Source organism: Bifidobacterium tibiigranuli (assembly GCF_022655035.1).
Classification (GTDB): domain Bacteria; phylum Actinomycetota; class Actinomycetes; order Actinomycetales; family Bifidobacteriaceae; genus Bifidobacterium; species Bifidobacterium tibiigranuli_A.
Genome location: NZ_JALCUA010000003.1, coordinates 1 through 12735, shown reverse-complemented (window position 1 = coordinate 12735; position 12735 = coordinate 1). Strand labels below are relative to the sequence as shown.

At 62.9% G+C, this 12735-nt stretch carries 7 protein-coding genes; 5 read left to right on the top strand and 2 right to left on the bottom strand.

What is annotated here, in order from left to right; all coding sequences use genetic code 11:
- Positions 1 to 67 precede the first annotated feature (67 nt).
- From LKK40_RS04470 to LKK40_RS04460, 3 genes are all read left to right on the top strand, one after another.
- Positions 68 to 1375, top strand: a complete 1308-nt coding sequence (locus tag LKK40_RS04470) for a Zn-dependent hydrolase (protein WP_304309555.1) — start codon at positions 68 to 70, stop codon at positions 1373 to 1375.
- A gap of 158 nt (positions 1376 to 1533) precedes the next feature.
- Positions 1534 to 2955 carry an allantoinase AllB gene (gene allB / locus LKK40_RS04465; RefSeq protein ID WP_304309553.1) on the top strand — a complete coding sequence of 474 codons (1422 nt, stop codon included), beginning with the start codon at positions 1534 to 1536 and terminating at the stop codon, positions 2953 to 2955.
- Positions 2956 to 3035: 80 nt separating this feature from the next.
- On the top strand, positions 3036 to 5696 hold the full coding sequence (locus LKK40_RS04460; RefSeq protein WP_304309552.1) for an AtzH-like domain-containing protein: 2661 nt from the start codon (positions 3036 to 3038) through the stop codon (positions 5694 to 5696).
- A gap of 142 nt (positions 5697 to 5838) precedes the next feature.
- On the opposite strand, the gene LKK40_RS04455 is transcribed toward LKK40_RS04460, so the two are convergent.
- Positions 5839 to 7032: a LacI family DNA-binding transcriptional regulator gene (locus tag LKK40_RS04455; protein WP_304309550.1), complete on the bottom strand. Its 1194-nt coding sequence runs from the start codon at positions 7030 to 7032 to the stop codon at positions 5839 to 5841.
- A 433-nt stretch (positions 7033 to 7465) separates the two neighbouring features.
- Between LKK40_RS04455 and otsB the strand changes: the two genes are divergently transcribed.
- Positions 7466 to 9859 carry a trehalose-phosphatase gene (gene otsB, locus LKK40_RS04450; RefSeq protein WP_304309548.1) on the top strand — a complete coding sequence of 798 codons (2394 nt, stop codon included), beginning with the start codon at positions 7466 to 7468 and terminating at the stop codon, positions 9857 to 9859.
- 69 nt (positions 9860 to 9928) lie between these two features.
- Positions 9929 to 11194 carry a threonine ammonia-lyase gene (gene ilvA / locus LKK40_RS04445; RefSeq protein ID WP_304309547.1) on the top strand — a complete coding sequence of 422 codons (1266 nt, stop codon included), beginning with the start codon at positions 9929 to 9931 and terminating at the stop codon, positions 11192 to 11194.
- Positions 11195 to 11392: 198 nt separating this feature from the next.
- Here the strand turns inward: ilvA and LKK40_RS04440 are convergent, their stop codons facing one another.
- Positions 11393 to 12175: a Sir2 family NAD-dependent protein deacetylase gene (locus tag LKK40_RS04440; RefSeq protein ID WP_304309545.1), complete on the bottom strand. Its 783-nt coding sequence runs from the start codon at positions 12173 to 12175 to the stop codon at positions 11393 to 11395.
- Positions 12176 to 12735: the final 560 nt, after the last annotated feature.

Genomic DNA, 12735 nt, shown 5'->3' with positions numbered 1-12735 from the left:
GTGAACAAGGCGGGGACAAGGCATTTGGCAAACAGGCAACGGGCATGAAAGAAAGCCAGGAATGAATATGAATGAAGCAACATCGCAAGACGCTGTAGCGCCGGACGCACAGCCGGTCTTCGCGCCGTGGGCGCTTGACGCCGCGCAGGAGATTATGGATCGCTGCGACAAGCTGGCGGAATTCAGCGATATGGAAGGCGGCATCGAGCGCACCTATCTCTCGCCCGAGATGGACCAGGTCTACACGCTGGTCGGCGAGTGGATGCGCAGCGCGGGCCTGACCGTGCACCGCGATCCAGCCGGCAATCTCATCGGCCACGTCGAGGGCCGCACGCCCGGCCTGCCCGCGCTGATTCTGGGCTCGCATTTGGATACCGTGCCGGACGCCGGCAAATACGATGGCATCCTCGGCGTGATCACCGGGCTTGCCGTCGTCAAGCAGCTCATCGCCAGCGGCGAGGTTGCCAAGCTGCCGTTTTCTTTGGACGTCGTCGCCTTCGGCGATGAGGAAGGCGTGCGTTACGGTGCCACGCTGCTGGGCTCCTATGCGCTCGCTGGAAAGTGGAAGGACGAATGGCTGCAGCTGCGCGACAAGAACGGCATGAGCATGAGCGAGGCCTTCACCTCGTTCGGGCTCGACCCGAGCAAGGTGCGCGACGCGGCGTATACGCGCGAGCAGGCCGTAGGCTATCTCGAATTCCATATCGAGCAGGGGCCGATTCTCGAGCAGCGCGACCGTGCGCTCTCCTCGGTGAGCTCCATCGCCGCCGCCTCGCGCTATGTGGTCAGTGTCGACGGTGAATCGCGGCATATCGCCACGCCTTACGACCTGCGCAAGGACGCGCTCACTGCCGCCGCCGAAATGATCGAAGCCATCGACCGCATCAGCCAGGCGGCTGGGACGCGGGCCAACGTGGGCGGTCTGTCCACGCTGCCGGGCGGGGTCAACGTGATCGCGTCCAATGCCACCTTCACTCTGGATCTGCGCGCGGGCACCAACGAGCTGCGCGACGAGGTCTACGGGCGCATATGGCAGGCCTTCGACGAGGTCGCGGCCAAGCGCGGCGTGAGCTACAGCAAGCGGTGCATCCACACCGCCGATGCGATGATCTGCGATGAATTCCTGCGCGGCTGCATCGAGCAGGGCATCGTAGAGGCGGAGCAGAAGGAGGCGTTCGGGCTGATCAGCTACCCGGGGCATGACGGCATGGCCGTCGGCGAGCTGCTGCCCATCGCTATGCTCTACGTGCGCTGCAAGGGCGGCATCAGCCATAATCCGGGCGAATCGGTGCGCCTCGATGATGTCGCGTACGGCACCGATGCCTTCTCCCGTGCGGTGCTGGCTGTGGCCCGCGCGCAGGATGCCAAGGAATAAAGGAATAACCGCTAGCCGTTTCCAGTCTCAACAGCCGCTCAATAACCGCATAGCCGCATAACTGCCCAACATCCCTGCCGACACACGCCGACACCACGTAATCAGCATCAAGCACAATCAGTGTCAAGCACATCAGTGTCTAGCAATGGAGGAATACGATGAATTCATCACAGAGTTTTTCACCACAGAGTACCTCAGGTTCCGGCAGTGCAACGGCTTCAAGCACGGCTTCAAGCAGCACATCGCCGGAAAGCTACGATCTGATCATCCGTGGTCGCGTGCTCGCGCAGGGCTCGATAGCGCCTCGCGCAGTGGCAGTACAAGACGGCATCATCGCCAAGGTCTGGGACGATCCGCAGGAGGCTGCTGCCGTTTCTGCTGCTGCGTCCGCTGCGCAGACCATCAACCTGGCTGACAAAGCGGTGCTGATTCCCGGCATCGTGGATACGCATGTGCATATCAACGAGCCGGGCCGTACCGAATGGGAGGGCTTCGACTATGCCACGCGGGCGGCTGCGGCTGGCGGCGTGACGACGGTTATCGATATGCCGCTCAACAGCAACCCGCCTACGATGACCGTCGAGGCGCTGAACATCAAGCTCGATGCCGCACGCAACAAGGCCTACACCGAGCTGGGTTTCTGGGGCGGCGTGGATTCCAGCAATATCGGCCACTTGAAGCCGCTCTGGGATGCAGGCGTGTTCGGTTTCAAATGCTTCCTCTCGCCCAGCGGCGTCGACGAGTACGGCTCGCTGCGCTACGACCAGGTGCGCACCGTGATGGAGGAGATCAAATCCTTCGGCGGCACGCTGATCATTCATTCCGAAGACCCCGACGAGCTGACGGCCCACGCCGGCCATATCGACCAGACCTACCGCAGTTTCGTAGATTCACGGCCTGGGTCGAGCGAGGCCGATGCCGTCGCGCAGATTGCGAAGCTCGTGGCCGAAACCGGTTGCCGCACGCATATCCTGCACGTATCCAGCGGCCAGACGGTCGGCGTTATCGCGGATGCCAAGAAGAGCGGTTTGCCGCTGAGCGCCGAAACCTGCCCGCATTACCTGACCTTGGACTGCGACCATATCCCCGACGGTGACACGGCGTTCAAATGCTGCCCGCCGATTCGCGACAAGCACGAGCAGGATCAGCTGTGGCAAGGGCTCGCGGACGGCGTGCTCGACATCGTGGTGACCGACCATTCCCCGACGACCGCGCAGATGAAGGCCGGCCCGCTGGCTACGGCGTGGGGCGGTGTTTCGAGCCTGCAGGTCGGCTTCCGCGCGGTGCTGACCGAGGCGAAGCGGCGCGGCTTCACGCTGCCGGATGTGGTGCGGTGGATGAGCACCAGCAGCGCGCAATTTGTTGGTCTGAACGACCGTGGCGAAATCGCGCCGGGCAAGCGCGCCGACTTGGTGATGCTGCGCCCCGACGAGAGCTTCACCGTGCACGCGAGCGAGTTGCTCAGCCGCAATCCGATAAGCGCCTTCGACGGGGCGACGCTCGACGGTATAGTGGAGCGCGTGCTGATCGGCGGGGTCGAACCTGCCGCCAGGCCGACCAATCTCATTACTCGGCCGTAACTTGGCCGCCGCATGTGGGCAGAATCGTGCCGATGGCGAGCTGAAACAACGTCACACGGCACATGGATAGGAAGCAAGGCATGACGCGGATACTGCAACCCTCGACAGACGTACCGCAAGGCGCGAACTACATCAGCTCCGTGCCGGAGCATGTGCTATGGGGGCGGCTGCCTGCGCGGCATGATGCCTTCATCGGCAGCGTTGCGCCGGGCGGCGATATCGTCATCGACACCGTGAGTCACGAGGGGCTGTTGCCCGATCAGGGCAGTGACCCGGCGCGCTATTTCGGCGGCTGCGGTGTGCCGCGCGATGAGGTCCTCGATGACGCGGTGGCGATTGTCGCGGCGAATCAGCGCGATGCGGTCCACGACGGCCCGCATGTGGTGACCGGTCCGATCGAAGTGCCTGGCGCCCACCCGGGCGATTTGCTTGCCGTAAGCGTCTCCCGGCTGGACAGGCGCGTGCCCTATGGCGTGATTTCCACACGTCATGCGCGCGGCGTGCTCGCCAACGTGGAGGGCTTTGACGGCAATTACGGGCAGTTCTGCCGGGCGAACGGCGACCGCGCCGAATTCGCGCTCGACAACGGCGGGAAGACTTCATTCCCGATGCGGCCATTCCTCGGCATCATGGGCGTGACGGTCGATTCGGATGAGCGGCCCAATTCGATTCCACCGGCCGAATACGGCGGCAACATCGATCTCAACGAGCTGACTGAAGGCGCGACGCTCTTCCTGCCCGTGCAGATCGAAGGCGCAGGACTATATGTCGGCGACCCGCATTTCGCCCAAGGCAACGGCGAAGTCGCCCTGACCGCCTTGGAAGCCTCGCTGCGTGCGCAGCTGCATATCGACGTGGTGCCGGCGGCGGAGCGGCGTGAGCTGTTCGGCGATAACGAGAAGCCCTTTGCTTATGCACATGGCCGGATCATTCCGATGGGCATGGATGCGGATATCGACGTGGCGCTGCGTGAAAGCGTGCGCAATGCGATTGAAATTATCTCCCACTTGTTCGCGGTCCCGGAGCATCAGGCCTATCTGCTGCTGTCTGCGGCAGTGGACTTCGACGTGACCCAGGCGGTGGACCTCGTCGCCGGAGCGCACGGGCTTATCGACACCTCGCTGTTCAAACGCAGTACCGGCTACGAGAAAGCCATGGCCTTTCTCGCGAAATTCGCGGACCATTCGCTGCAGGACGCGCTGGAAGCGTACGAATCGGCGCTGATGAGCGACGATGTGGCGACCATGAGCGAACTCTTCGCGCGGGACCCTGATGGCGTCCCAGTGGTACGTACCGATTCCTCAGGCATGCTCGCCGGGCATGACGCCATCACGGCGTTCCGCTCCAAACGCGGTGGCGCTCCCTCGCGCACGCTGACCCGGCGCGTCTCGCGCATGCTGGGCAAGGATGCGGCAGGCGTGGTGTCCGAATTCCGCAAGGACGCGGGCGGAACCGTCAACCAGACCCAGCTATGGCAGCGCATCAGCGGCCGTTGGCGCATCGTGGACGCGCACCTGACTTACCCGGCGCCGGCGATTGACGCACGCATCTGGCGTGTGGTCGGCGCACCGCTTGTGCCGCCTGCAGTTTCCAAGGATGATGCGGCTTCCAGCCCCGTAGCCGCCAGCCCCTTGCAAGGCATGCGCGTCGCGGTCAAGGACCTCTTCGCCGTGCACGGCTTCGCCATCGGTGCGGGCAATCCGGACTATCTGGCCGAAGCGCCAATCGAATCGGCCAATGCGCCGGCGTTGCAAAGGCTGCTCGAAGCCGGCGCTGCGGTGCAGGGCATCGCGCAAAGCGACGAATTCGCGTATTCCTTGGCCGGCGCGAACGTCCACTACGGCACGCCGCCCAACCCCCGGGCGCAGGGCCGCATCAGCGGCGGGTCGACCTCCGGCCCCGCGTCGGCAGTCGCCTGCGGGCAGGTCGAGATTGGCCTAGGGACCGACACGGCCGGCTCGATTCGCATTCCGGCCTCGTATCAAGGACTGTGGGGCATCCGCACTACGCATGACCGCGTCACGCGCGAAGGCGTCTACCCGCTTTCCGAGTCCTTCGACACCGTAGGCGTGCTCACCCGCGACGGGCAGACCCTGGCGCTCGCAGCCCACGCGCTGATGCCGGATGCCGACACGGCGGCGCTGGATGGCAGCCTTGCCGTATGCACTGCGCTGGACGACTGCGTGCAGCCGGATGTGCAGTCGGCGTTTGCCGCATTCCGTACGGCGGCTAGCGAGGCGCTGCCCACTTCGCCGATTGCGTTCACCCCGCAGCTGCTCGATGACTGGCTTGATATCTTCGCGACCGTGCGCGGCTTCGAGGCGTGGCGCATCGATGGCGCATGGGTGTCGAAGCATTGGGATTCGCTCGCACCCGAGGTCGCGGCTCGCTTCGAGCACGACTCTCATATCACCGTCGAGCAGTATGACGCGGCGTGCCAGCGGCTGCAGGAGGCTCGGGCGTCCATCCGCGCCGAACTCGGCACTCGCGCGCTGCTCATCCCCTCATCCTCCTCGGTCGCGCCGCTATCCAACCCCGGCGCGGACGGCCTCGCCGCCATCGAACAGGCCCGTGCGCAGACGCTGCGACTGACCGGCATCGCCGGAGTTGGCGGTCTGCCAGCAGTCAGCGTGCCCTGCGAAACCGCCGACGGCCTGCCTTGCGGAGCATGCGTGGTCGGCCCCGCAGGCACCGACCACGCCCTGATCGCCCTCGCCGCCCAGCTCACCGAGGCCCGCTAGGCCAGCCGTCGCCGGTCGCGACCGGCGACGCTGGGTGCTAACTGGAGCAGAAGAGCCACTGACAACTCGTCAGCGTCCCTTCTGCTCCAGTGCCTTGGTCATGGCTACCAAGCTCATCCGGCCACCTATCGCGGAGCACTCACTAGGCTCGTGTCGTCTCGCCGAGCCTCAGCTGCACGGGCACCAGCTCGCCTTGCGGGTGTAAATCAGGCTGGTATCCCTGCCCTTCGGTGCCGCCTTCACCCGTGAAGGCGAAAGCGGGGCTGGTCGGGTCTCGTTGCACAGCACCGGATGACTGGCTTGAAGCCAAACCGCGTGCGCCCTTCTCGCCTTTCCCTATCTCCTCGATGATGCGCTCGCTGGTGAGCTTGGCAATCGTCGCGAAGTCCTGCCGGATGGCCGTGATTCGCATCCCTGCGGCTTCGGTCAGGTAGGAGCCGTCGTAGGCGATGATTTGCAGCTCGTCGGGGATGTGCGCCCCTCGTCGCAGCGCTTCCTGGACGCAGTAGGCGGCGCTGATATCCGAACCCACGATGGCATCGACGTCCGGGAAGCGTTCGAAGATCTCGTGCGCGATGCGCGGATAGCCCTGCACGTCATACACCTCGCCGACCTCGACGTAGTCGTAGCGAATCGCGGCTTGGCCCAGCTCATGCTCCAAAGTCAGGTAGTAGCGCACCGTGGGGAAGGTGGTATTGGCGCCGTCGGAGCCAAGGCTGGCATCAGAACGCGCACCCTGCGAAGGAAGATGCCCAGGAAGATGCGCAGGAAGGTCATGGAACTGGCTACGCGGCCCGCCGATGCTCACCACATGCCGTGCGCCGGTGCGGATGAGCTGCTGCGCAATCAGCTGCCCACCGTGGACATGGTCCGAGCAGATCGAAGGGATGCCTGCCCCGAGGTAGCGGTCGAAGGCCACGACCGGCCGGTCGATCAACGTCCAGTAATCCGTGGCGTGCGAAGTGTGCGCGGCCATGATGATGCCGTCCATCATGTGGCGCTGCAGCATGTCGACGTACTCGGCCTCGCCGCCCTCCGCGTCCGCCTGCGAGCACAGCAGCGTGCGGTACCCCCGCCCTGCCAGTTCGTGCTGCAGCGCGGCGGCCAGCGTGGAGAAGAAGGAGTGGCTGATGGTCGGCACGATAACGCCGATTATATCGGTGCGGTCGCGATAGAAGTTGCGGGCGAGTTCGTTGGGAATGTAATCGAGCTTCTTCATGGCAGCGGCCACGCGCTCACGCATGTCGTCGGACACGTAGCCGGTGTCGTTCACGACCAGTGAGACCGTGCTGAGCGAGACCCCTGCCTCTTTGGCAACATCGCGCATTCCAACCATATCGAGTCCATTCTCCTAAGATCCGTCATGCGCCAGTTGCGTGACGGACCGCCTACCCAAGAGTCTAGTCGTGAAAAACGTCGGTTGGGCACCGTGTTAACTTCGCAGTCAGCGAACTCCCAGACTTCAGTCCACGCAGCGCAGCGGCGGCGCAAATCGAAGGCCACATGACCGCGCAGGATGCCAATGCGAATGCCGCATAATTATTGTCATATCAGTCCACGCGCCTATCACGCCGCACTCGGCGGCAACGCCATATCACAGGGCCGCGTGGTTGCCTCACATGCGATGCCGCGATGCGGAAGGAAAGAAGACTCCAAGCTTTGTACAGGTTCCATGTGATATAGCTGAGAAGGACAGCACGTGCGGGAGATTCCCACTCATTGAGCCGGTTGAAAAGCAGTGTCGTTTCGCCGGCGGAAACGGAGATACCATGTCACGTTTAATTATCGTCTCCAATCGATTGCCGGTTTCGCTGGATGCGCAGCCCGACGGGTCCTATGCGCTCAGGCAGAATGTCGGCGGCCTCGCCACCGCGATCGGGCCATATCACAGCTCACATCACGACTGCCTATGGGTCGGGTGGAGCGGAGAGGACCCTGCGGAGCACACGCCTGAGGAGATCGAAGCGATCCGGTCCACCTACGAGGAGAACCGCTGCGTGCCGCTCTTCCTGAGCGCCGAGCAGGTCGCCGGCTTCTACGCCGGTTTCTCCAACAACACCCTGTGGCCGCTGATGCACGACTTCTCGCACGAGGCCGTGTTCGATCCCGGCACCTGGGAGACTTACAGCCACGTCAATCAGCTGTTCGCTGACGCCCTCGCCCCGCTGATTCGCAAGGGCGACACGGTGTGGGTGCAGGACTATCACCTCATGCTGCTGCCCAATATCCTGCGGCAGCGCTTCAACGACATTTCCATCGGCTGGTTCCTGCATGTGCCCTTCCCCAGCCCCGAGATCTTCCGCTCGCTGCCGCAGAGCCGCGAAATCCTCAAAGGCGTGCTCGGCGCGGATCTGCTCGGCTTCCATACCGTCGATTTCGTGGAGAACTTCAAGTCCTGCGTACAGCAATTGCTGGATATCGAGACGGATGACGCCGGGCATATCGCGGTGGACGGCGGCCACACGGCAACCGTCGACGCGTTCCCGATCGGCATCGACTACAACCTCTACCGCCGCACGACCAGATCGAGCCTGGCGCGGGCCATGCGCCGCGGCATCGAGGAGCAGAGCGGCAAGAGGCCGGGGCGCCACCATGACACCTCGCTGAGCGCGGAAAGCTCGGCTGCCGCGGAAGCCGCGACGAAAAGCGGCTCCTGGTGGAGCCATCATGTGCACGAGGAGCTGCCCGAGCTCACGCTGGCGCAGTCGGCGATGTTCGGCAAGGACAGCAAGCCGAACAAGGTCGTCGTCTCCGTCGATCGGCTCGACTACACCAAGGGTCTGCCTGAGCGGCTGCGAGCTTTCGAGCGTCTGCTTGAGAAGTACCCCGAATGGATCGGGCATGTGACCTATTATCTGCTGGCCACGCCCTCGCGCGGCGACGTCGAAACCTACCAGCGGCTCAAGCAGCAGGTCGATCAGCTGGTCGGGAAGATCAACGGACGTTTCTCGATGCTTGCGTGGACGCCGATTCATTACATCACGCGCTCGCTGCCGATCAAGCCGGTGTGCGGCATCTATGCCGCAGGCGATGTGGCGCTCGTGACACCGCTGCGCGACGGCATGAATCTGGTGGCCAAGGAGTACTTGGCCTGTCACGATGGGCGCGACGGCGCGCTGGTGCTTTCCGATATGTGCGGCGCGGCCGAGGAGCTTGGTGAGGCCTTCATCGTGAACCCCTACGATATCGAGATGACCTGCGAGGCGCTGCATGACGCCTTGGAAATCAGCCCGGAGGAGTCCACCCGCCGCAATCGCGCGATGCAGGCCCGCATCAAGGCCCGCACGGCCGGCACGTGGTGCGCCGGGTTCCTCGACGCGCTGCTGCAGGTCTCCAATCCCGGTCTTGACGACAAGCGTCTGCGCATGGATCAGCGCAATACCTTGCTCGAACAGTGGGCCAAGGCCGACCGCAAGCTGTTGCTGTGCGATTACGATGGCACGCTCACTCCCTTGGTGCGCGACCCGGACCACGCCCGACCGACCTTGGAATTGCGTGCGCTGCTCAGCCGCATCGGCACCGAGCCCGGCGTGGATCTGGCGATTGTCTCAGGCCGCAGCCATGCGATCATGGACCAGTGGTTCGGCGAACTGCCGGTGAACCTCGTGGCCGAGCACGGTGCCTGGCGCAACGACTACAACCCGAAGGGGCGCACATGGGTCCGCGCCGAGAACATGCCTGATCCTCAGGACTGGCAGCCCAAGATCGAGGCGATGATGCAGGAGTCGGTCAATCGTGTGCCGAGGTCCTTCATCGAGCACAAGGCCGATGCGCTCGCCTGGCATTACCGCGCCAGCAGCCAGCGTTCGGCGCAGCGCGAACATGACCGCCTGATACGCGATTTGCGCGAGACGTGCGGCGGCATGGGACTGATGGTTATGGAGAACTCCAAGATCATCGAGGTCTGCCCGCTCACGACGAGCAAGGGCCACGCCGTAAGCCCCTGGGTGTCCAGCGGCGACTACGACTTCATGCTCGCCGTCGGCGATGACACCACCGACGAGACGATGTTCGCCGCGATGCCCGAGGATGCCTGGACGCTCAAGGTCGGCGCCGGCATGACCAAGGCTCGCTCGCGCATCGCCAGCGCGACCGCCCTGCACCGCTTGTTCGGCTATATGATTGCCGAATCCGAGGCCGGGAAGGCCGAGAAAGGCAAGTGAGTCGGCAGGTTTGGCTCACACTTTTTGACCCGCGTCGAAAAAGTGTGAGCCTTGCGCGATAATACCCATATGAACAATGATGAAGTCCAGCAATTTTTGGCGCGCGACCACGCGGCCGAGTTGAGAAAAGCCGCCGAACGGCTCGATGGCACCGCAAAGCACACGGCTATTATCGAGTCTCCGGTGCTGTCGGCCATGACCGGGCATCGCGTGCTCCTCAAGCCCGAGAACCTTCAGGTCACCGGGTCCTTCAAGATTCGCGGAGCCTACAACAAGATTGCCTCGCTCTCGCAGGCCGAGCTCGATCACGGCATCGTGACCGCATCTGCAGGCAACCACGCGCAGGGCGTGGCCTACGCGGCCCGCGAGCGTAAGGCCAAGGCCACCATTGTGATGCCGCGCATCACGCCGCCGCTCAAGGTCGACGCGACGAAGGCGTACGGGGCCGAAGTAGTGCTGCACGGCGATGTCTTCGACGATGCCGCGGCCTATGCGGCCCAGCTGAGCCGGGATGACGGCATGGTGTTCGTGCCGCCTTTCGACGACTATGAAGTGCTGTGCGGCCAGGGCACCATCGGCATGGAGATTCTGCAGGACGTGCCCGACGTCACCGATGTCGTGGTCCCGCTGGGCGGCGGCGGTCTGGGCGCTGGCGTGGCGCTGGCGATCAAGACCTTCCGCCCGCAGGTGCGCGTCATCGGCGCGATTCCGGAGGGTTCTCCCGCGTTCAAGGACTCGTTTGCGGCCGGCTACGTCGTGCCGGCCAGCCAGGTCGTCACCTCGGCCGAAGGTGTCGCGGTCAAGCGCCCCGGCGATCTGACCTTCGCGCTGCTCAATGAGCTTATGGACGATTTGGTGACGGTCAGCGAGCGGGACATCAACGAGATGATCCTGCTCATGCTCGAAAAGCACAAGCTCGTCATCGAAGCCGCTGGTGCAGTGTCCCTCGCCGCGCTCGAACACCTCAACCTGCATTCGCGCGCGTTCGCCTCGGCGCAGGAACCGCATGTCATCGTGCCGATTCTGTCGGGCGGCAACATCGACACCGTCACCATGGGTGCTGTCATCCAGAAGGGCATGATTGCGCGCGGGCGCATCATGAACTTCGAAGTCGAGCTGCCCGATACCCCCGGCCAGCTGGTCAAGGTGGCCACGGTGCTATCCGACGCGCGCGCGAACGTCATCGCCCTCGACCATGACCAGTTCAAGGCCTCGGGCCATTACACGAATGCCGTGTCCTTGGGCGTCACTGTAGAGACGAACGGCCCCGACCACATCGACGCGGTCCTCAAGGCCCTGCGCACCGCCGGCTTCCAGCCCAAGCGCATCTACTAGCCGGCATATCCGCCTCGGGTCAGCGGCCGGCTACCGAATACTCGGTGATACTCGTAGTTTCGTCACGCAAATTGGTGGTTTTGCGTGACGAAACTACGAGGACTGGCACTTTCTCGTACATTCGTCACGCAAACGACCCTGTATGCGTGACGAATGTACGAGGACCACTGCAGACAGCGTCTCAGGCGTCCTTATTACTTAATTACCTACCGCGCTGTTCGCCGCATCTCCATACCGCGCGATGGTCTCATCCACGAGCGCGGGCAGCGCCTGCGCGATATCGTCGTGAATCAGGCGGGTTGCCAGACGGTCGTACTGCGTGCGCCCCATATTCATAATGGTGATGGGCACCCCGGCCTGCGCGGCCACCGGCACAAGCGATGCGGCGGGGAACACTTCGAGCGTGGAGCCGATGACCCAGAACTCGTCGGCGCGTGAGACCTTGCGCATGGAGCGTTCCATGGCGCCGTCCGGCAGCGCCTCGCCGAAGTACACGACATCGGTTTTGATGATGCCGTTGCAAGGCATGTTCCCCCGGTACGGCAGCTGACGGCGGCAATGCGGGTCGGGCTCTTCATCGAGTTTGTCCATAATCGGCGCGGTGTCGTAGCGGGCATGGCACTTCATGCAGTGTGATGTGGCGATGGTGCCATGCAGGTTGACGATCGTCTCGTCACTGTTGCCCGCCTTCTCATGCAGACCGTCGAAGTTCTGCGTCGCCAAGAGATCCAGCATCCCTGCCTGTTCAAGCTTGGCCAGCGCCTTATGCGCCGTGCCTGGCTGCGCGCCCCAGACGGGCGACTCCTTCTGCCAGCGCCAGGAATACTCGCGCTGCTCCTTATCACTCAGGAACGCATCGATGTCATAGACGTTCATCTGCTCCGGATGCTTGGTCCAGACTCCGTCCGGTCCCCGGAAGTCAGGGATGCCTGCCGACGTGGAAATGCCGGCGCCTGTCAAAACCGCAATATGCATAGCCATGACACAGGCTTATCACGAAGCGCGCACCGCCGCCATCGCCGTTCGCTGCGCACGTCATCGTGCGCTATAGCTATATGCATCTCTATATGTCTCTATATGTCTCTATATGTCATATGCCGTCTCTGAAGTTCCAGTTATACCTATATTTGCCTATATTCCTATGCCGCAATACCTAAGGCACCTCGTATTGGCGATATAGCGATATATATAGCGTTATATATAGAGCGTATTCGTCGACTGAGCGGGTCTGTCGTGCCTCGGATCGTCCCGACACGCCCGCAGCCGTGATTTCCAGGAAATATATTCGTGCTTTTAGATGGGCTAAGCTTAAGAGAGAGTGAAAATACAGCATTTTCGACACGCCGATAGAACCTTGTTGTTGCAACGGTTATCGGCTCTTTTAGGAACCCCGATTTGCACAGATGCCGCACCTCGTGTAAGTTTATCTCTTGCTGCCTGACAGCGACAAGAAATCTTCGGATTGCTTCGGTTTGTTGGTGTGGTGGTGGTTTGAGAACTCAAGAGCGTGTTTTGTACTACTTTTTATAGTCAGATTATTT